This window comes from Brevundimonas sp. M1A4_2e, from assembly GCF_053345555.1.
Map to the genome: position 1 here is coordinate 278785 of NZ_JBKFAI010000004.1, position 19296 is coordinate 298080.

Here is a 19296-nt window from a genome sequence, read left to right on the forward strand (position 1 = left end):
GCGTCGGTCACGGCGAGACCTTTCCTCAGGAACAGGATAAAGCGGGGGCGGCGCCGCTTTACCCCGGCGCGCCGGCAGGTTCTACACGGAATCTGGAAGAAAGGACCCCCATGGACGCGGTTACGGCTGCAAAGGCGCGGATCGATCGAGCGCTGGCCGATCTGGAACGCAAGGTGTTGGAGCTGAAGGCGAGGCCCGCCTCGGCCCCGCCCATCCCTGACGACGACCTGTTCGCGCCGCGTCCTTCGAACGCGGCCGACGTGGCGCGCATCGCCGAGCTTGAAGACGTCGGCCAGGAAACCGCTCAGGCCCTGGCCCGTGCGGCCGACGCCGTGCGCGAGGTGCTGGCGCAGCAGGTCGGGCAAGAGGAGACGAACTGATGGCGACAGTGACGGTAGAGGTCTATGGCCGACCCTATGCTGTGGGATGCGCCGACGGTCAGGAGGCGCGGGTGCGCGATCTGGCGGCCCAGTTCAATGATCGGGTGCAGGGCGTGGCTGATCAGGTGGGGCAGGTCGGCGACGTTCGCCTGTTCCTGATGGCCGCCCTGATGCTGTCGGACGAGCTTGCAGAGGCGAAGCGTCAGGCGGCGGTTCAGAACTCGGGCCGGGCCAAGGCGGCGGCTGCGGCTGTTGCGGCGCCCGCTGCGAACAGTGAAGGCGTGGCCGAGGCGTTGAACGCCGTGGCCGCAAAGATCGAGAAGATCGTCCAGACGATATAGGACGCCGACGCCTCTCCCTCCCCGTCCCGGGGAGGGTGGCTGAGGCCGTCAGGCCGAAGCCGGGTGGGGGCGGTGAAGCTATTCAGGCGCTGAGGGCCTATCACCAAGCCCTCCCCACCCGGTCGCTGCGCGACCACCCTCCCCGGGACGGGGAGGGAGAAACGCGCGCTTCGCCATTGTTGAAACCCGCTCGAACGCCTATCTTGTGCGGCGGCGGGTCCTGCTGCGGCTCACGTCGAAGACAACATATCCTTCTGACCTTAATTCACTCATAGGGATCTGTCCCTGTCCGGGCTCGAGGGCCTGGGCATACGGAGCCCACCTGGCTACCCAGGTCGAGAGGATTTAAACGTTCTTCACGGCTCACGCGGCGCCGCCAAGCCTCTTTTTTAGCGCGCTATGCTCGCGACGCGGTCGCTCGCGGCTTGAGCGCGTTTTCTGCGCTATCGCTCGCCGCGCGGCGGCTCGCTGGCTGAGCGCTGCTCCTCCCCATTTCATGGGGAGGTGGATCGGCGGCGAAGCCGACGAGACGGAGGGGCCGTTCCCGCGGGCGCGACTGCCCCTCCACCGCTAGGCGGTCCCCCTCCCCACAAAGTGGGGAGGAAAGACGACGCACGACCGTGTAGAGAAGCCCCATGACCCCCAAGCATGAACTTCGCGCCGCCATGCGCGCCCTTCGCAAGCGTCTGGCCGAGGCCGACGCCGAGGCGGCCGAGCGCGCGGGGGGCCATGCCGACGCCCTGCCGCCCGGCGAAACGGTCGCCCTCTACCGCGCGATGGGGTCGGAACTGGATGCGGACGCCCTCGCCAATGTCCTGCACCTGTCCGGCCGCCGTCTATGCCTGCCGGTGGTGCTGGAGCGCGACGCGGCCATGATCTTCCGCGCCTGGGCGCCGGGCGAGCCGCTGGAGCTGGACGCCGCCGGATGCCCGGCGCCTCTGCCGCTCGCTGACGCCGTGACGCCGGACCTGATCCTGACGCCCCTGCTGGCTTTCGATGCTCACGGCGGTCGGCTGGGGCAGGGCGGCGGCTATTACGACCGGACGTTTGCGGTGCTGGCTGACGCCCGGCGCATCGGCTTCGCCTATGCGGGGCAGCAGGTCGAGCCGCTTGATCTGGAACCGCATGACATCCGCCTGCATGGCGTTTTGACCGAGACCGGCTATAGAGCCTTCCCATGAGATTGGCGTTTTTCGGTGACGTGGTCGGCAAGTCCGGGCGCGATGGGCTTTCGGACCACCTGCCGGGGCTGAGGCGCGACCTCAAGCTCGACTTCGTGGTGGTCAACGCCGAGAACGCGGCGGGCGGTTTCGGCATCACCGAGAACACCGCCAACGACATCTTCAACGCTGGGGCCGACGTCCTGACGCTGGGCAACCACAGCTGGGACCAGCGCGAGGCCCTGACCTATATCGTGCGCGAGCCGCGCCTGATCCGCCCGGCCAACTATCCGCGCCTGATGGACGCGCCGGGGCGCGGCGCCGACGTCTTCGTCACCGCTGACGGCCGCCGGGTGCTGGTCATCAACGTGCTGGGCCGCGTCCACATGGACCCGATGGACGACCCCTTCAGCGCGGTGGAGCGCGAGTTGGAGGCCGCGCCGCTAGGCGTGGTCGCCGACGCCGTCATCGTCGACATGCACGCCGAGGCGACCAGCGAGAAGATGGGCATGGGCCACTTCTGCGACGGCCGCGCCAGCCTGGTGGTCGGCACCCACACCCACGTTCCGACGGCGGACGCCCAGATCCTGCCCGGCGGCACGGCCTATCAGACCGACGCCGGCGGTTGTTGCGACTACGACTCCGTCATCGGCAACGACAAGGAAGAGCCGCTGCGCCGCTTCACCACCCGGCTGTCGGGCGGCCGCTACGTCCCCGCCAGCGGCCCGGCCACCGTCTGCGGCGTCTTCGTCGAGACGGATGACCGCACCGGCCTGGCTGTGCGCGTCGAGCCGATCCGCGTCGGCGGCCGCCTCAGCCAGGCGATCCCGCAGGTCTGACGGCGCCTAAGCGCGTTTGGCCTGCACCAACTGCTGGCGCAGGGCGGCCAGCTGTCGGGCGCGGTGTTCAGGGGCGTGGGTTTCGCTCACATAGGCCTGGGCCGCGCGGGCCAGGGCCAGACGCCGTTCGGGCGCGACAATCAGGCTCTCGATGGCCTGGCTCAGGCCTCGCGGCGTCAGATCATCCACATAGACCGCGTGCGGGCCGCTGGCCTCGCGCAGGCCGCCGCGCCCGGATGAGACCAGCGCCGCGCCGGCCGCATGGGCCTCCAGCGCGGTCAGGCCCAGAGGCTCGGCCCAGACTGAGGGCGTCAGGGCGATGGCCGCGCGCTGCATCTCGGCGCGCACCTGCGCCAGCGGCGCCGACTTCAGCACCCGGACGCGCTCGCCGAACCGCTCCAGCGACGCAATGTGAGGCGCGGCCCACGCTGCGTGTTTGTCCCAGTCGTTCAGCATAAGCACGGCGCGCCAGTCAGGATGCCGCTCCAGCAGGGCGGGCAGGGCGGCGCAGATCAGGTCCACGCCCTTTTCCGGCATGGCGCGACCGGCGAAGGCGATCGCCGGCTCGCGCTGGTCCGTCGGGCCGCGCCACAGCTCCACGTCGATGGGGTTGGGCACAGCGAAGGCCTTGGCCTCCAGCCGAGGGAAGTTCTTCAGAAAATCCCGCCGCGCCGCCTCGCTGACGAAGATCAGCCCGTCCATCCGGTCATAGCGCCGCTCATAGCGCCAGCGGTCGATGACATGGCGCGGGGGTTTCACTGCGTTGTGGCGATACAGGGTGATGGCCGCGTTCGGGAAATGCCGGGTCAGGGCGACGGCCTGCTGCGTCTGCTGATGGAACTCAATGACGTCGGGGCGATAATCGGCCAGCGCCCGACGCAGGGCTTTCAGACGGTTTGCCGCGGGCAGGGTCTGCGTCCGCACGTCGCCGTGATCCTGGGCGCCTTCGCAGCAGAAGATGCGAACCTCGCCGCTGTCCGCCCGCGCCATGGTGCGCGCCACCGTCTCCATCGAGTTCGGCTGGTGCAGGTCGAAGCGCGCGCCGACAGGCATGACGACGGCGGTTCTCATGCCCGTGCGTGTCCGGTCAGTCGGGGGTTCTGGCGGCGGCGCGGGCTTCCAGCGCGCGCAGGCTGGCTTCTTCGGCCTTCAGGTCTTCAGTCAGCTGGGCCTTGAGCGCCGGATCGGCGATGGCGGCCAGGGCGGCGCGCGTCTCCTGCACCGCCTGACGACGGGCGGCGATCAGGCGCGACAGTTCGTCCGGCTCATGCAGGGCCGGACCCGAAGCGGTCGCACGACGGATCGCCTGCGCCTCTTCTTCCTCGGTTGTTTTCAGCGCGGCGGCCTGCCGGGCGGCGGCCGCGTCGCGCAGGGCGTGCTGGACCGGATCGCCGCCCTCGAACTCGCAGGCCGACAGCAGGGCGGCGCCCGCGACGACGAGGATGAGGGCGCCAATCCGGGCTTTTGCTCTCATCAGCCTTCGATCCAGTTCGGCATCCAGCCTTCGTGGAACTCGCGCACATGGGCGACGGGGATGCGGAACAGCTCCCCCTTCGGTCCCGAGGAGGCGAAGTCCGTCCCCTTGACCTGGCCTACGACCGAGGCGTGCAGCCCGGCGGCCTGCGCCTTTGCGATCAGGGCGTCCGCGTCCGAGACGGCGACCAGATAGCGGGCCTGGTCCTCGCCGAACAGGAAGGCGTGGGCGTGGGCGGCGCTGGAGGCGTTCAGCTCGATCCCGACGTCCGAGGCCAGGGCGATGTCCGCCGCCGCCCCGACCAGGCCGCCGTCCGACAGGTCGTGAACGACCGTCAGTTCGCCCGCCTCGATCAGGCCGCGCACGAAGTCGCCGGTCTTGCGTTCCAGCTTCAGGTCGACCGGCGGCGGGGCGCCGTCCTCGCGGCCCAGAACTTCGCGCAGGTAGATGGAGGCGCCCAGTTCGCCGTTGGTCTGGCCGATCAGGACCAGCACGTCGCCCTCGGCCGCGCCGGCGAAGCCGGTGGTCACGTCGTAGTTGGTCAGCAGGCCCACGGCGCCGACGGTGGGCGTCGGCGGAATGGCGACGCCGTTGGTCTCATTGTACAGGCTGACGTTGCCGCTCACGACGGGGAAGTCGAGCTCGCGGCAGGCCTCGGCCATGCCGTCGGTGGCGCGCACGATCTGGCCCATGATCTCGGGCCGCTGGGGGTTGCCGAAGTTGAGGTTGTCGGTGATGGCGATGGGGCGGCTGCCCACGGCGGTCAGGTTGCGCCACGCCTCTGCAACCGCCTGCTTGCCGCCTTCATAGGGGTCGGCCTGGACATAGCGAGGGGTGCAGTCCGAGGTGACGGCCAGGCCTTTCTCCGTGCCGTGGACGCGGATCACGCCCGCGTCGGCGCCGGTCGAGCTGTCCTGCAGGGTGTCGGCCATGACGTGGCGGTCGTACTGCTCCCAGATCCAGCGCTTGGAGGCCATGTCGGGGCAGGCGATGACCTTCAGCACCGCGTCGTTCCAGCTTTCGGGCGCGGGCACTTCGCCCGGATCGAGGCGCGGTTGCAACTCGGGCTGGACCCAAGGGCGGTCATACAGGGGCGCGTCGTCGAACAGCGGAGCCAGCGGCACGTCGCAGACGATCTCGCCGTGATGCTTCAGCACCAGATGGCCGGTGTCGGTGGTCTTGCCGATGACGGCGAAGTCCAGGCCCCACTTCTGGAAGATGCAGTAGCCGACGTCCTCGAAGCCCGGCTTCAGGACCGCCAGCATTCGCTCCTGGCTTTCCGACAGCATCATCTCATAAGCGGTCATGCCGGTCTCGCGCTGGGGCACCTTGTCGAGGTCCAGTTCGACGCCGACGCCGCCCTTGCCGGCCATTTCCACGGACGACGAGGTCAGGCCCGCCGCGCCCATGTCCTGAATCGCGGCCACGGCGCCCGAGGCCATCAGCTCCAGCGTGGCCTCGATCAGCAGCTTTTCGGCGAAGGGGTCGCCCACCTGCACCGTCGGGCGCTTGGCGTCCGACTCATCGTCGAACTCGGCCGAGGACATGGTGGCGCCGTGGATGCCGTCGCGGCCGGTCTTGGAGCCGAAATAGACCACGTCGTGGCCCGCTTCCGGCGCCGCCGAATAATAGATCTCGTCGGCGCGAGCCAGGCCCACGCACATGGCGTTGACCAGGATGTTGCCGTTGTAGCCCTTGTGGAAGTTGGTCTCGCCCGCGACCGTCGGCACGCCGACGCAGTTGCCGTAACCGCCGATGCCGCTGACCACGCCCTTGACCAGACGCTTGGTCTTCTCGTGGCCGGGCTCGCCGAAGCGCAGGGCGTTCAACAGGGCCACCGGGCGCGCGCCCATGGTGAAGACGTCGCGCATGATGCCGCCCACGCCCGTCGCCGCGCCCTGATAGGGCTCGATGTAGGAGGGGTGGTTGTGGCTCTCCATCTTGAAGATGCAGGCGTCGCCGTCGTCGATGTCGATCACGCCGGCGTTCTCGCCGGGGCCGCAGATGACGCGCGGTCCGGTGACCGGGAACTTCATCAGCTGGTTCTTCGACGACTTGTAGGAGCAGTGCTCGGACCACATGACCGAGAAGACGCCCAGCTCGACCTGGTTGGGCTCGCGGCCCAGCCGGTCCAGCAGGACCTGATATTCATTGGGGGCGAGGCCGTACTCTTCGGCCAATTGGGCGATGGTTTTTTGGGGCGCGCTCATGGGCGGGCCTTCTAGCCCTCTCCGAGGCGTCTGTCAGCCCGTCACCGGCGTTCGACGCCGCGTCTCAAACCGAAGACGATGATGACTCCCGCCACCACCAGCGCGAACGCCGCCGCCAGGGCCGTGAAAGCCAGCACGGGCTTGACTTCCTGCTCGGCCACAAAGGCCCCGACCAGACCCCAGGCGATGGGCAGGGGATAGGCCAGGGTCCGCAGCGCCCAGGTCACGCCGATCCCGACCAGGGTGGTGACGACCACGGCCAACACGGCCCACCCGGTCGGCGACAGGGTGGCGGGCAGGGCCTCGAACGCCGTCGCCACGGTGATCAGATTCAGCGGCGCCGCGACCGTCAGCCACCCGGCCAGCGCCGCCAGCGGCCAAATCACGAACCAGCGGTCCCGCTCCATCGCCCCGGTCGCGCGGATCGTTCGCGCACTGGCCAGCATCGGCAGCAGCAGGGCCAGCAGCGCGGCGAAGATGACCAGAACGCTGGCCGCCTTCAGGTTCATCGCCGCCATGACGATCCAGAAACCGATGCCGAAGAAGGCTACGGCCGACGGCCAGCCCATGCGGTTGATCAGGACGCTTTCGCCTGTCTGCGGCAGGGCCTGGCGCCCGGCGTAAACCAGGATTCCCAGATACAGCAGGCTCCAGATCGAGAAGGCGTAGCCGGCCACCCGCAGCGTCTGGTTGCCGTCGGCGGCGAACTCGGCCTGGCTCAGGCCGAAACCGCCCAAGGCCTGCACAACGGGCACGATGACGGCGAAGACGGCGGCGGCCAGGACGGCGAGGCGGCGTGTCCGCTGGGCGGGCGTGGGGCGTTCGATGGCGATCATGCGTCTCTCCGGCTCAGCTTCGCCTTAACTACGCGCCGGGGCCCAGAAGGTTCATCGGGCTACGATGGAACCGCCGCCCGCCTTCCCGCCTTGCTTTTGGGTCATTGAGAAGGAGGTCGTCATGCCTGACCCAAACAAGCCAGAACCCATCGAGCAGACGCTTGAAGAGGAGGTTGAGACCAACCGCGCCCTCGAACAGGGCCTGGGCGTCGGCGCCCGCGAACTGGCCGCCATCCACGAGTCCGGGGCCGAGGGCACCCTGGAGCGCGCGACCGATGAGGACGGCGAACCGGTCGAGGAAGAGGTCGAGGTCGGCGACGCTGGCCGCAGCACCAGCCTCCTGGATCGCAAGGAGCCTTAAACCGCCGCGTAGATGCTCTGGAACAGGATGGCGCCGTCGGCGCTGCCCAGTTCGGCTTCGAACGCACGGTCCGGGTGAGGCATCATCCCCAGCACATTGCCGCGCTCGTTCTGCAGGCCGGCGATGTCGCCGACCGAGCCGTTGGGGTTGTCGACGTAGCGGAAGACGACCTGGCCCTCGCCCTCGATGCGTTTCAGCGTCTCTTCGTCGGCGTAGTAGTTCCCGTCGGCGTTGCCCTGGGTCATGACGATTTCGCGCTGGCCCTGATAGCCCGAGGTGAAGCGGGTCTGGCCGTTGGCGACGGTGATGCTGATCGGCTTGCAGATGTATTTCAGGCTGCTGTTGCGCATCAGGGCGCCCGGCAGCATCCCGGCTTCGCACAAGACCTGGAAGCCGTTGCAGATGCCGACCACGGTGACGCCGTCGTCGGCGGCCTTCTTGACCGCCTGCATGATCGGGGCCTGAGCCGCCATCGCGCCGCAGCGCAGATAGTCGCCGTAGGAGAACCCGCCCGGCAGCACGATCAGGTCGAGGCCCTTGGGCAGTTCGGTCTCGGCGTGCCAGACCATCTGGACCTGTTCGCCAGTGGAACGTTCGACGGCGACCTTGCAGTCGCGATCGCAGTTGGAACCGGGGAAAACAATGACGGCTGCGCTCATGGCCGGGCCTCCTAGCACCCTTCGCGAGGAATGTCAGGCGGGGCCGCAAAATGAAAAGGCCGCCCCCGGCGGGGCGGCCTTTCCTGTCAGAGCGAACGCCCGGTTCAGGCTGTCTGACGACGGCGCTGCAGCGTCAGAGCCGCAAAGCCCGCCAGCGCCGTGGCCAGCAGGATCATGGCCCACTCCGTGAGGGTCGGGACGGCGGCGGGGGTCGTGGTGGTCGTGGGGCCTACCGCGATGCTGGAAGGATTGACGCCGACCGTGATGGTGTCGACCACGGTGTTCGTGGCCGTATTGATGACCGACACCGTTCCGGGAATCCCGCCGCCATGGGCGCCGTAGTTGGCGACGTAGAGCCGCGATCCATCGCTGGAAAAAGCCAGCGAGTGAGGGTTCGATCCCACGTTGGTGGCGGCTGTTTCAGCGAGAGTCGTCGTGTCATAGCCGTAGACGACGCCGCTGCTCCCGTAGCTGGCGACATAGACGGAAGTTCCGTTCGGATGCACCGCCGAGGCGTGAGGCGTCAAGCCGGTCGCATATGTGCCCATCACCGTGTGATCGCTCGTTCTGATCTTCGTCACCGTGGGACCTTGAGCCTCGACGACGTAGGCGAAGTTCCCATCCTTGGAGAACGCTACGTGGTAGGCGGCCTTAAATGCGCCGGACGGAATCGACAGTGTCTTAATCACGGCGTTGTCGCTCGTCTGGATGACGGAGACGCTGCTGCTGCGGAAGTTGACGGCGTAGACAAAGGCGTTGTCAGGCGAAACGGCCACGCTGATGGGGCCGTCTTCGACCGTCACAGTGGCGACGACGGCATTGCTGGCCGTGTCGATGACCGAGACGGTGTCCGAGCCGAAGTTGGCGCTGTAGGCGCGGGCGCCGTTGGGCGATACCGCCACGCTATAGGGCGTGGTTTCGACGGAAATGGTGTGCACCAGGGCGTGGCTGGCGGTGTCGATGACTGAAACAGTGCCGCTGCCGGCGTTTGCGGCGTAGGCGCGAGCGCCATTGGGCGAGATGGCTATGCCCTGGGGGTTGGCCCCGACGGCGACGGTATGGATCGAGTTCCCCTCATTGGGACGAATGATCGAAACCGTGTTGGAGCCGGCGTTGGCGACATACAAGGTCTGAGCAAACGCCGGACCGGCCAACCCCATCGCAACGACGGCGCCGAGAAGCACGCGTCGCACGCGCCCGGCGACTGGCGTAATATTCATGATTGAGCCTTCCCCTCTGTGCAAGAAACGCTGGTTTCTCGCAGTCTGGGAAAAAGCACTCTTCATTGCTTATGGCAACGCTTGATGAGCGGTTATGATCACGATGTTCTGCCGCGCCCGGTCAGCTAGGCGATGAGCCAGACCGCAAAACCGCCCAGCGGCAGCGCCGCCCGACCCAGCTGGTCGAGGGTCCAGCCCCACCGCCGCCCCTGCCGATCAGCACCACCACGCCGAAGCGGTCAGCGGCCCAGGCGCCCAGATTGCCCGCCATCATGCCCGGGCCAAACACGGCGAAGACCCAGGGCGCGCCTCCGGTCCCACGCCCGTCACGCGTTCGTCGTCAACCCGCCAGGCCGGCCTTGATGCGCGGATGAGACACCGACAGGCCCAGGGACTGCGCGGCGTACAGCTCCAGCAGGACGCGATCCTCCTCGTCGCCCAGTCGTAGCCATCGCGCGGCCACGGGCGGCGGCGGGACGGCGCGCGTCGATACGTCGGGCGTCCCCAGGCCGCTCGCCGAGACCGTCTGCGCCAGCCGCACGGACGGCGCCAGGGTGCGGACCTCGTCCACATGCGGGGGGCTGCCGACCAGGACGGGCTCCTCGCCGTGATAGAATAAATAGAGAGCGTCGCGATCCGGCAGGCGCGCCCGCGTCAGGGGGCGCAGGGGCTGGTCCAGCAGCCGCCGCAGCAGGTCGGGCATGGCCGAAAGTCGCGCTTGATGCATGTCGGCCGCCGAGCCTTAGCCCCGGTTCTCGTAGGTCGCCGTGATCGACGCCTTGGCCAGGGTGTGGAAATGCAGGTTGAAGCCGAAGACGGCGCCCGAGTTGTCCTCGGTCACGTCCAGACGCTCCACGTCGACCGCGAAGACGGTGAAGATGTAGCGGTGCGGGCCGTGGCCGGGGGGCGGGGCGGCGCCGCCGAAGCCCGCCTCGCCATAATCCGTGCGGCCCTGCACGGCGCCCTTGGGCAGATCGGCGCCGCCCACGGCGCCCGCGCCGGCGGCCAGCTCACGGACGTGTGCGGGGATGTTGGCGACCGTCCAGTGCCAGAAACCCGAGCCGGTGGGGGCGTCGGGGTCGTAACAGGTGACGGCGAAGCTCTTGGTCCCTTCCGGCGCGCCCGACCACGACAGTTGCGGGGAGGTGTTTCCGATCGCCTTGACCTGGGCGTCGGGCAGGACGCCTCCGTCGGAAAAATCGGTCGAAGTGACGGTGAAGCTCATGGCGGCCCTCTCCCTTGGCGGCGGATTCGATCTCTAGGCTAACGGAAGACTCGCCACGGGCGTTGCCGCGCGACATTCTGTCCCCAGCTTAAGTCAAGCTGTCTTGATGAGCGGAGGAACGGGATGCTGCAAGCCCTGTTGGACCGAACCTTTCAGACGCGGGCGATCCGGGTGCGGCTTCCGGACGGCCGAGAGCTGACGGCGGGGCCGGGCGAACCGGAGCTCACGGCCGTGTTGGCGGACATGAAGGCGGCGGTCGCCATCGCCGCCAACCCCGACCTGGCCTTGGGCGAGTGCTTCATGGACGGGACGTTCAGCATCGAGGGCGGGAGCATCTATGACTTCCTGCGACTGACCAGTTCGCAACTAGCCTTGCGGCAGCGCTCGCCGAAACTGAGTTGGCTCCAGCGAATTCGTCGCGGGGCGGAGCAGGCCAACGACCGCCTGCACGCGCGCAGCAACGTCCACCACCACTATGATCTGACGGTCGACTTCTATCGCCTGTTTCTGGACGAGGACCTGCAATACTCCTGCGCCTTCTTCGAGACGCCGGACGCCACTCTGGAAGAGGCGCAGGCGGCCAAGAAGCGCCGCCTGATCGACAAGCTGTTGCTGGAGCCGGGCCATGCCGCCCTGGACATCGGCGCCGGATGGGGCGGGCTGGGCCTGTCGATGGTCGAGCGCGGCGCGCGCGTGACGGGCGTCACCTTGTCCACCGAACAGCACCGCACGGCCAATGAGCGGGCGGCGGCCCTGGGCGTCGCCGATCGGGCCGATTTCCGCCTTCAAGACTATCGCGACCTCGACCAGACCTTCGATCGCATCATCTCGGTCGGCATGTTCGAGCACGTCGGGGCGCCGAACTATCAGGAGTATTTCGACACCGTCGCCCGCCTGCTGGTCGACGACGGGGTGGCGGTGATCCACGCCATCGGCCGCAACTCGCCGCCCAACCGCACCCAGCCGTGGATTCGCAAATACATCTTCCCCGGCGGCTATATCCCGGCCCTGTCCGAGGTGCTGCCCGCCATCGAGCAGGCGGGCCTGTGGGTCACGGATATAGAGATCCTGCGCCTGCACTACGCCGAGACGCTGCGGCATTGGCGCGAGCGGTTCCTGGCCCGTCGCGGCGAGGCCCTGGCCATGTATGACGAGCGCTTTTGCCGGATGTGGGAGTTCTACCTGGCCTGCAGCGAAGTCGCCTTCCGCGAACTGAGCCACATGGTGTTCCAGCTGCAGCTGTCCAAGAAGCAGACGGCCGTGCCGCTGAGCCGGGATTATCTGTGCGGGTAGGGAGCTTTCCTCCACATGCAATGGGGAGGGGGACCGCGTAGCGGTGGAGGGGCTTTACAACAGCGGAACCAAGCGGCCCCTCCGTCACGTCGGCTGCGCCTCCGCGCCACCTCCCCATTGCATGGGGAGGAAATGAAAAAGGCCGCCCTTTCGGGCGGCCTTGATCGTCTGATCTGTTACCGCCTCAGGCGATTTCGATCCGGTAGCTTTCGATGACCGTGTTGGCCAGCAGGGTGTCGCACATGCGCTTCACCTCGGCCTCCTTGTCGGCGACGGCGTCGTCGAGGTCGAACTCGATCAGCTTGCCGACGCGGGCGTTGGCGACGCCGCTCCAGCCCAGACCCTGCAGGGCGCCTTCGACGGCCTTGCCCTGCACGTCCAGAACGCCGGGCTTGAGGAAGACGTGAACTTTAACCTTGGCCATTAATGCAGCCCTCCCTGAATCACGGTCGGCATGTCCTTCATGATGCCGAGGCGGCGGGCCACCTCGGTGTAGCTTTCGATGACGTCGCCCATGTCGCGGCGGAAGCGGTCCTTGTCCAGCTTCTCGCCCGTGGTGGTATCCCACAGGCGGCACGAGTCGGGGCTGATCTCGTCGGCCAGGATGACGCGGCTGAAGTCGTTCTCCCACACGCGGCCGAACTCGATCTTGAAGTCCACCAGGGTGATGCCGACGGCGCCGAACATGCCGCACAGATAGTCGTTCACCCGCACCGTCATGGCCAGAATGTCGTCCAGCTCCTGGGTCGAGGCCCAGTTGAACGCCGTGATGTGCTCTTCGGTCACCATCGGGTCGTTCAGCTCATCCTTCTTGTAGTAGAACTCGATGATCGAACGGGGCAGGGGCGTGCCCTCTTCCTGACCCAGGCGCTGGGCCAGAGAGCCGGCGACGACGTTGCGGCAGACGACTTCCAGCGGAATGATCTCGACTTCGCGGATCAACTGCTCGCGCAGGTTCAGGCGCTTGATGAAGTGGTTGGTCACGCCGATCGAGTTCAGGCGCGACATGATGAATTCGCTGATGCGGTTGTTGATGACGCCCTTGCCCTCAAGCGTCGCCTTCTTCTGGGCGTTGAAGGCGGTCGCGTCGTCCTTGAAGTATTGGATCAGCGTGCCGGGCTCAGGTCCCTCGTACAGGATCTTGGCCTTGCCCTCGTAGAGCTTCTTGCGCTTGGTGTTCATCATCGGGTCCCGAACGGGAAGAAAAACAGATGACCGCAAAACGAAAAACGCGCGGCCCGAAGGTCGGGGCGGCGCGGTCCTGAATCGACGGCGGCTATGACAGAGCCACGCGCCCTTTAGCCGAAGGGCGTCTGTGACACAAATATCCTGAAGCGCCCTTACGTCAGCGTCGCCACGGAAGCCCAGTTGCGTTCGGTCGCGGCGGGGGCCATAGAGCCGTTTGCGGACAAGACTTGGTCCGCGGCTGGAGTTACGACGCGCATGACGACCTTCGACGATCGGGAACAGGCCTTCGAGGCCAAATACGCCCTCGATCAGGAACAGGAATTCAAGGCCATCGCGCGTCGCAACAAGATGCTGGGCCTGTGGGCGGCCGAGAAGATGGGCCTGTCGCCGGAAAGCGCCGAGCAATACGCCGCCGCCGTGGTCCGCGCCGACTTCGAGCAGCCGGGCGAGGAAGACGTCTTCCGCAAGGTCGCCGGCGACTTCAAGGGCTCGGGCCTGACCGTCTCCGAGGGCGAGCTGCGCTCCAAGATGGACGAACTGGCCTCGATCGCCCGCGAACAGATCCGCGCCGGCGAATAAGCCGCTGGATCAGCCGGGGGGCTTGGCGGCTGAGTTCCTGATGGGGACTTCAAAACGGCGGCCTCATCCTCAGAGGGCGACCAAAACATAAGGCCGCTGCCGGCGATCGGCAGCGGCCTTTTGCTTTTGAGCGATGCGCCCGCCGGTTATTTCGGCATCAGCACCGTGTCGATGACATGCACCATGCCGTTGGACTGAGCCATGTCGGCCTGGGTGACCATGGCCTTGCCGCCCTTGGCGTCGGTCAGCTCCCACTTGCCGCCGCCCATGTCCTTGGCCGTCAGCTTCTCGCCCTGAACGGTGGTCAGGGTGGCCGTCCCGCCGTTGGCCTGAGCCTGGGCGGCGAGGTCCGCGGCGGTCAGACGGCCGGGCACGACGTGGTAGGTCAGAATCTTGGTCAGGGCGGCCTTCTGCGCCGGCTGCATCAGACCCTCGCGTGTCGCGGCGGGAATCTTCTCGAAGGCGGCGTTGTCGGGGGCGAAGACGGTGAAGGGGCCGGGACCCTGCAGACGCTCGGCCAGACCGGCGGCCTGGATCGCGCTGACCAGGGTGGTCAGGTTCGGCGCCTTGGAGGCGTTGGCGACCAGATTGTCTGACGGGTTCATCGCTGCGCCGCCGGCCATCGGCTCGGTTGCGGCGGAGGTCATGGGCGGCGGCGCCACCTCGACGGGGGCTGGCTCCTGCTTGGCTTCGTTCTGGCCGCAGGCGGCCAGCGCCAGCAGGGCGAAGCTCGAAACGGCCGCGAGCGCGGCGGTGCGATGGGTCATCATGGCTTCTCTCCTTCGATGAACGGGCGGCGCCCGTGTCGGGAAGGATTACGACTCAAAACCCCAAAAGGATGCGGTGGCGATCAAATTTTCCGGCGCGACACGTGAACGGGCCAAGCCGATCATTTGCGCCCGGCGGCCAGATAGGGGCTCAAAATGGACCACTGCGCCAGTTTTTTCTCGAAGGGCCGCGCGTGGGCGGGGCTGGATGACGGCAGGTCGAGCAGGGCGGCCGTGGTCGCGCCCTCCAGGATGCGCCGCCCCGCGCGCGCCGCCGTTCCGCCATTGAAGGCGACCGCGTCCAAGGCCGGAAGACGCGCCGTCAAGTCGATCAGATCCGCGGTTTCGGGATTGCGGATGGCGGCGTCCAGACTGCCGCGACGCTCGGCCGAGGCGATCACGTCCCACAGGCCGACGCCATGCGCCAGGAGCGCCTCCAGCCGCGCCGGGTAGGGCAGGGCGGCCAGCGGCGCGCCGAGCAAGGCCTCTATCAGCCGCCAGAAGGCGTTGCGCGGGTGAGCGTAGTATTGACCCGCGCTCAGCGAGGCGTCGCCCGGCAGGCTGCCGAGGATCAGGACGCGCGTGCGTTCGTCAACGACGGGCGCAAAGCCAACCCGGCGGGCCGTGCTCACCGGTCGCGCCGGAACCCGGTCAGCTGACGGCCGAAGGCGGCGAATTCCTCGCCCATCAGGAAGCCGGTCACCGGGTGCATCGGATGGTTGGCGCGCGGTTCGCCGCTGTTGTAGGCGGACACCATGCCGAAGTTGAAATAGATGAAGCCGTACTGCTTGCCGCTGCGCTGGATCAGGGCGGCGACCTGTTCCCTGAGGTCCCCCGCCGCGCCTTGCAGGGCCTCCATCAGGATTTTGACCGGCCGCCCGTCCTCGCCCGAGAAGCTCAGGGACCAGGGCAGGGAGGTCTCCATGATCTCGCTGATCAGTTCCGCCGTCGGTTTCTCGAACACGTCGGGAATCTGCACCAGCCCGTCGCGCGCATAGACGTCCGCATATTTCTGAACGTCGAGGGCGGGGTTCAGGCGAAGGGTCGGCTGGGACATCGTGCGGGCGCTCCGGGGCGTGGGATCGCGCCGATATTCCCTCATAGGGCAGGCGGAGCGCCGGGGCCAAGGGCCGTGATGGCCCCTGGCTTTCCATACAAAGGCTCAGGCCTCGCCGAACACCCGAGCGAAGATCACGTCCACGTTCTTGGTGTGGTAGCCGAGGTCGAACAGGGCCTCGAGCTGGTCGTGGGGCAGGGTGACGCGGGCGTCGGCCTTCAGGAAGTCGATGAAGACGCCTTCGCCGCGCCAGACCTTCATGGCGTTCTCCTGAACCGCCGCATAGGCGTCCTCGCGCGAGACGCCCGCCTGGGTCAGGGCCAGCATGACCCGTTGCGAGAAGACCAGGCCGCCCAGGCGGTCGAGGTTCTTCTGCATGTTCTCAGGGTAGACGTTCAGGCGCTCGATCACGCCCGCCAGACGGTGCAGGGCGAAGTCCAGGTGGATGGTGGCGTCCGGGCCGATGCCGCGCTCGACCGAGGAATGGCTGATGTCCCGCTCGTGCCACAGGGCGACGTTCTCCATCGCCGGGGTGACGGCCGAGCGGACCAGACGGGCGAGGCCCGTCAGGTTCTCGGTCAGGATCGGGTTGCGCTTGTGCGGCATGGCCGACGAGCCCTTCTGGCCCTTGTCGAAGAACTCCTCGGCTTCGAGGACTTCGGTGCGCTGCAGGTGGCGGATCTCGACGGCCAGGCGCTCGACCGAGGAGGCGACGACGCCGAGGGCGGCGAAATAGGCGGCGTGGCGATCGCGCGGGATGACCTGGGTCGAGACCGGCTCGACGCTGAGGCCCATCTGGTCGGCGACGTATTGCTCGACCGCCGGATCGACGTTGGCGAAGGTGCCGACGGCGCCCGAGATGGCGCAGGTGGCGATCTCTTCACGGGCGGTGATCAGGCGGCGCTTGGCGCGCTGGAACTCGGCGTGATAGCCGGCCAGCTTCAGGCCGAAGGTCACAGGCTCGGCGTGGATGCCGTGCGAACGGCCCACGGTCGGGGTGTATTTGTGCTCCTTGGCGCGCTTTTCCAGCGCGGCCAGAACCCGGTCGACGCCGCCCAGCAGCAGGTCGGTCGAGCGCGCCAGCTGCACCGCGAAGCAGGTGTCCAGCACGTCCGAGGAGGTCATGCCCTGGTGCAGGAAGCGGGCCTCGTCGCCGACGATCTCGGCCACGTGCGTCAGGAAGGCGATGACGTCGTGCTTGGTGACGCTTTCGATCTCATCGATGCGGTCGGCGTCGAAGGTCGCGTCCTTGCCCTTGGCCCAGATGGCCTGCGCGGCCTCGGTCGGAATGACGCCCAGCTCGGCCATCTTCGTGGCGGCGTGGGCCTCGATCTCGAACCAGATCTTGTACTTGGTCTCTTGCGACCAGATGGCGACGGCGTCGGGGCGGGAATAGCGCGTGATCATGGACGCGTCGTGTCGTTCGCGAGGGGCCGGGAGTCAAGGTTGGCCGGGCCGAAGTGGCGGCTTTTGAGCATCACTTCCGCGCGGATCGGCATTCCTCGGCGCGGAAGTCTTGACTGGCGGGGGCCCTGTCCCAGATACAGCGCGCTCAGAGGACGACCTCTCCCATTATGGGCATGACGCCGGGACGACCCGGCACGCCATGCAAGGGAGACTGTCATGGCCTGGATTTTCCTTCTGCTCGCCGGTCTGTTCGAGATCGTCTGGGCCTTCCTGATGAAGATGTCGGAAGGCTTCACCAAGCCGTGGGCGACCGTTGGCACCATCGGCTTCATGATCGTCAGCTTCGGCCTGTTGTCGCTGGCGATGAAGTCCCTGCCGCTGGGCACCGCCTATGTGATCTGGACCGGCATCGGCGCTGTGGGCGCCTTCGTCGTCGGCATCGCCGTGCTGGGCGAGCCGATCACGCCCCTGCGCGTCCTCGGCGCCGTGCTGATCGTCAGCGGCCTGGTGGTGCTGAAGCTCGCCTCCAGCCAGTGACGGCCCGCGGCCGCGCCCCAGGCTCGTCTAGCGCGAGCCGCCGCCCAGCACGGCCTCGGCCACCTGCAGCGGCGCCGGGGCGGGCGGGACGTAGTCGAGGCGGATCGGCACAGCGCGCGCGCCCGAGGCCAGGGCCTCCAGCGTCTTGACCGGCCCGCCCATCATCCGCTGATAGATCCAATAAGCCGCAACGACCTTCTCGACGTATTCGCGGGCCTGAGGCACGTCGATGCTCTCGATCAGCAGCAGGGGATCGGCGTCGGCGCCCAGTTTGCGGATCGCCGCCAGCATCGGTCCTGGCCCGGCGTTGTAGGAGGCCACCGTCTTCAGCAGGTCGCCCTGGAAGGACTCGATCTGGAACAGGCGGTTCACATAGTCCTGGCCCAGCTTCATGTTCACCGCCGGGTCCAGCAGGCGCTGGGGCGTGCGGACATAGCCCTGGTCCCCGGTCATGTGGGCGGCGGTGGTCGGCATGACCTGCATCAGCCCATAGGCGCCGGCGCCCGACCGGGCGTTGGCGTCAAAGCCCGTCTCCTTGCGCGCGATGGCGTAGACGAGGGCCTTCTCGATGGTGAAGCCGCCGATCGGCTGTAGTTCGGGCATCGGGTAGTGGAGGGCGTCGATGCGGCTGGCCTCGGACTGGGCGGCGCGGCCTGAGGAAACCAGGCGATAGAGCCCGGCCCACATCGGGCGCGCCGCGGTGTCGCCGCTGGCGGCGCGCAGGCCGTTGCGGGCGGCCAGTTCGGCGTCGCTGCGTCGCCCGACTTCGTACAGGGCCACGGTGCGGCGGGCGTCCTCGTCCGACTGGATGAAGGCGTTGAGCGCGCGCGTGTCGACGCCGATCGGCTCGGGCGCCAAGGCGGCGCGCTGCAGCGTCGCCTCATAGGAGCGCGGCCCCAAGTTCTCGATCACCGGCTCTTCGCCCAACTGATGCAGGGCGATCTGGCCGTAGAAGGTGGCCGGCCAGCGCGCGGCCTGGCGCAGGTATTCGACCACGCGCTCCTGACGGCCCGACTGGGCCGCCGCCCGCGCCGCCCAGAAGGCGCCGCCCGAGCGCACCCACGGATCCTCGGTCGGGTCCTGGGCTACGTGTTCAAAGGCGCGGAAGGCCTCGGCGTGCCGGTCCATCCGCCAGGCGGCCAGCCCGGCCGTCCACCAGTCGCCGATCTGCTGGCCCATGTCATAGGCGCCGGCCAGGTCGTCGTTGTTCAGGGCCACGCGCGCGGCCTTGGCCGGATCATTCACCCCGCCGTCGCCGGGGCTGGTCAGGCTGGCCCAGGTGCGGGACAGCAGGCCGCCCGGACGCTTGGGCTCGGGCGCGCCGTCGGGCAGGCGCCGCATGGCCAGGGTATAGACCCGGTCGGCCATCGGCAGGTCGGAATAGGTCTCCAGCCAGGCCGCCAGTTCCTCATAGGCGGCGACGTGGCTGGGGTGGAACAGGCGCTCGAACTCGACCTGGCCCAGAAGGACGCGGTCCTTGGCCTGACGCGCCGAGTTGCGGGCCAGCTCCAGATCGCCGCGCCGCAGGGCGTCGAAGGCGGTGGTGTAGCTAAGGCGGTCCTCGCTGCTCAGCGCCGTAGGCGAGGCCTCGGCGATAGCGGCCGTCGCCACATAGGGGCGGGAGGAGTCAGCATCCTCGGCCTTGGCGACGCCCCCAGCTAGGGCGCACAGGGCGAAGGCGAACAGAGACGCGCGACGCGTCCGGCGGAAAGAATACATGACGCGGCGGCCCCCTTCGTCGGCGTCGGCCCCGTCTCGATTCG

Annotated in this window: 23 protein-coding genes and 1 other RNA gene; 9 read left to right on the plus strand and 15 right to left on the minus strand. The window is 67.9% G+C overall.

Annotated elements, in window-relative coordinates; all coding sequences use genetic code 11:
* Positions 1-110: 110 nt before the first annotated feature.
* From ACLBV5_RS10750 to ACLBV5_RS10770, 5 genes are all read left to right on the plus strand, one after another.
* Positions 111-380 (plus strand): hypothetical protein, encoded by a 270-nt coding sequence (locus ACLBV5_RS10750; RefSeq protein ID WP_025977853.1) that lies wholly within the window; start codon positions 111-113, stop codon positions 378-380.
* The gene (locus ACLBV5_RS10755; RefSeq protein WP_025977852.1) at positions 380-721 is read left to right on the plus strand and encodes a cell division protein ZapA; all 342 of its coding nucleotides are present in this window, start codon (positions 380-382) and stop codon (positions 719-721) included. The genes ACLBV5_RS10750 and ACLBV5_RS10755 overlap by 1 nt, the downstream gene beginning before the upstream one ends.
* A gap of 217 nt (positions 722-938) precedes the next feature.
* Positions 939-1099, plus strand: a non-coding RNA gene (gene ssrS, locus ACLBV5_RS10760) — 6S RNA.
* Between the two features lie 257 nt (positions 1100-1356).
* Entirely contained in the window at positions 1357-1902 is a 546-nt protein-coding gene (locus tag ACLBV5_RS10765) for a 5-formyltetrahydrofolate cyclo-ligase (protein WP_447605679.1), read from the plus strand.
* Positions 1899-2720, plus strand: a complete 822-nt coding sequence (locus ACLBV5_RS10770) for a TIGR00282 family metallophosphoesterase (protein ID WP_134581505.1) — start codon at positions 1899-1901, stop codon at positions 2718-2720. Before ACLBV5_RS10765 ends, ACLBV5_RS10770 begins: the two co-directional genes overlap by 4 nt.
* Positions 2721-2726: 6 nt before the next feature.
* On the opposite strand, the gene ACLBV5_RS10775 is transcribed toward ACLBV5_RS10770, so the two are convergent.
* From ACLBV5_RS10775 to ACLBV5_RS10790, 4 genes are read right to left on the minus strand one after another with little or no spacing between them, the layout of a single operon-like run.
* The gene (locus tag ACLBV5_RS10775) at positions 2727-3791 is read right to left on the minus strand and encodes a glycosyltransferase family 4 protein (RefSeq protein ID WP_447605680.1); all 1065 of its coding nucleotides are present in this window, start codon (positions 3789-3791) and stop codon (positions 2727-2729) included.
* 16 nt (positions 3792-3807) lie between these two features.
* Entirely contained in the window at positions 3808-4194 is a 387-nt protein-coding gene (locus ACLBV5_RS10780; protein WP_447605681.1) for an indole-3-glycerol-phosphate synthase, read from the minus strand.
* On the minus strand, positions 4194-6404 hold the full coding sequence (purL, locus tag ACLBV5_RS10785; protein ID WP_447605682.1) for a phosphoribosylformylglycinamidine synthase subunit PurL: 2211 nt from the start codon (positions 6402-6404) through the stop codon (positions 4194-4196). The genes ACLBV5_RS10780 and purL overlap by 1 nt, the downstream gene beginning before the upstream one ends.
* Before the next feature lie 41 nt (positions 6405-6445).
* Positions 6446-7240, minus strand: a complete 795-nt coding sequence (locus tag ACLBV5_RS10790; protein WP_447605683.1) for a hypothetical protein — start codon at positions 7238-7240, stop codon at positions 6446-6448.
* 121 nt (positions 7241-7361) lie between these two features.
* Between ACLBV5_RS10790 and ACLBV5_RS10795 the strand changes: the two genes are divergently transcribed.
* Positions 7362-7601 (plus strand): hypothetical protein, encoded by a 240-nt coding sequence (locus ACLBV5_RS10795; protein ID WP_447605684.1) that lies wholly within the window; start codon positions 7362-7364, stop codon positions 7599-7601.
* Here the strand turns inward: ACLBV5_RS10795 and purQ are convergent.
* The 4 genes from purQ to ACLBV5_RS10815 all read right to left on the minus strand — a co-directional run bounded on the left by purQ (position 7598) and on the right by ACLBV5_RS10815 (position 10705).
* Entirely contained in the window at positions 7598-8260 is a 663-nt protein-coding gene (gene purQ / locus ACLBV5_RS10800) for a phosphoribosylformylglycinamidine synthase subunit PurQ (protein ID WP_025977844.1), read from the minus strand. The genes ACLBV5_RS10795 and purQ overlap by 4 nt on opposite strands.
* Before the next feature lie 104 nt (positions 8261-8364).
* Positions 8365-9480 carry an IPTL-CTERM sorting domain-containing protein gene (locus tag ACLBV5_RS10805; protein WP_447605685.1) on the minus strand — a complete coding sequence of 372 codons (1116 nt, stop codon included), beginning with the start codon at positions 9478-9480 and terminating at the stop codon, positions 8365-8367.
* 340 nt (positions 9481-9820) lie between these two features.
* Positions 9821-10207, minus strand: coding sequence for a hypothetical protein (locus tag ACLBV5_RS10810; protein ID WP_447605686.1), 387 nt, complete (start codon positions 10205-10207; stop codon positions 9821-9823).
* Between the two features lie 15 nt (positions 10208-10222).
* Positions 10223-10705: a YbhB/YbcL family Raf kinase inhibitor-like protein gene (locus ACLBV5_RS10815; RefSeq protein WP_025977841.1), complete on the minus strand. Its 483-nt coding sequence runs from the start codon at positions 10703-10705 to the stop codon at positions 10223-10225.
* Positions 10706-10828: 123 nt separating this feature from the next.
* On the opposite strand from ACLBV5_RS10815, the gene ACLBV5_RS10820 reads away from it, so the two are divergent.
* On the plus strand, positions 10829-11998 hold the full coding sequence (locus tag ACLBV5_RS10820) for a class I SAM-dependent methyltransferase (protein WP_447605687.1): 1170 nt from the start codon (positions 10829-10831) through the stop codon (positions 11996-11998).
* A 184-nt stretch (positions 11999-12182) separates the two neighbouring features.
* Here ACLBV5_RS10820 and purS read toward each other — a convergent pair whose 3' ends face one another.
* The gene (gene purS, locus ACLBV5_RS10825; RefSeq protein ID WP_025977839.1) at positions 12183-12422 is read right to left on the minus strand and encodes a phosphoribosylformylglycinamidine synthase subunit PurS; all 240 of its coding nucleotides are present in this window, start codon (positions 12420-12422) and stop codon (positions 12183-12185) included.
* Positions 12422-13180, minus strand: coding sequence for a phosphoribosylaminoimidazolesuccinocarboxamide synthase (gene purC / locus ACLBV5_RS10830; protein ID WP_025977838.1), 759 nt, complete (start codon positions 13178-13180; stop codon positions 12422-12424). The genes purS and purC overlap by 1 nt, the downstream gene beginning before the upstream one ends.
* A gap of 261 nt (positions 13181-13441) precedes the next feature.
* Here purC and ACLBV5_RS10835 point away from each other — a divergent pair, with 261 nt between their 5' ends.
* Positions 13442-13765 carry a DUF1476 domain-containing protein gene (locus ACLBV5_RS10835; RefSeq protein WP_025977837.1) on the plus strand — a complete coding sequence of 108 codons (324 nt, stop codon included), beginning with the start codon at positions 13442-13444 and terminating at the stop codon, positions 13763-13765.
* Between the two features lie 146 nt (positions 13766-13911).
* Here ACLBV5_RS10835 and ACLBV5_RS10840 read toward each other — a convergent pair whose 3' ends face one another.
* The 4 genes from ACLBV5_RS10840 to purB all read right to left on the minus strand — a co-directional run bounded on the left by ACLBV5_RS10840 (position 13912) and on the right by purB (position 16996).
* Positions 13912-14535, minus strand: a complete 624-nt coding sequence (locus ACLBV5_RS10840; protein ID WP_253120631.1) for a fasciclin domain-containing protein — start codon at positions 14533-14535, stop codon at positions 13912-13914.
* Between the two features lie 119 nt (positions 14536-14654).
* Complete coding sequence (locus tag ACLBV5_RS10845) at positions 14655-15164, minus strand: DNA-deoxyinosine glycosylase (RefSeq protein ID WP_447605688.1); 510 nt, start codon at positions 15162-15164, stop codon at positions 14655-14657.
* Positions 15161-15589 carry a hypothetical protein gene (locus ACLBV5_RS10850; RefSeq protein ID WP_447605689.1) on the minus strand — a complete coding sequence of 143 codons (429 nt, stop codon included), beginning with the start codon at positions 15587-15589 and terminating at the stop codon, positions 15161-15163. The genes ACLBV5_RS10845 and ACLBV5_RS10850 overlap by 4 nt, the downstream gene beginning before the upstream one ends.
* 105 nt (positions 15590-15694) lie before the next feature.
* The gene (purB, locus tag ACLBV5_RS10855; RefSeq protein WP_447605690.1) at positions 15695-16996 is read right to left on the minus strand and encodes an adenylosuccinate lyase; all 1302 of its coding nucleotides are present in this window, start codon (positions 16994-16996) and stop codon (positions 15695-15697) included.
* A gap of 216 nt (positions 16997-17212) precedes the next feature.
* Here purB and ACLBV5_RS10860 point away from each other — a divergent pair, with 216 nt between their 5' ends.
* Positions 17213-17533 carry a DMT family transporter gene (locus ACLBV5_RS10860; protein ID WP_253120627.1) on the plus strand — a complete coding sequence of 107 codons (321 nt, stop codon included), beginning with the start codon at positions 17213-17215 and terminating at the stop codon, positions 17531-17533.
* 27 nt (positions 17534-17560) lie between these two features.
* On the opposite strand, the gene ACLBV5_RS10865 is transcribed toward ACLBV5_RS10860, so the two are convergent.
* The gene (locus tag ACLBV5_RS10865) at positions 17561-19252 is read right to left on the minus strand and encodes a lytic transglycosylase domain-containing protein (protein ID WP_447605691.1); all 1692 of its coding nucleotides are present in this window, start codon (positions 19250-19252) and stop codon (positions 17561-17563) included.
* Positions 19253-19296 lie beyond the last annotated feature (44 nt).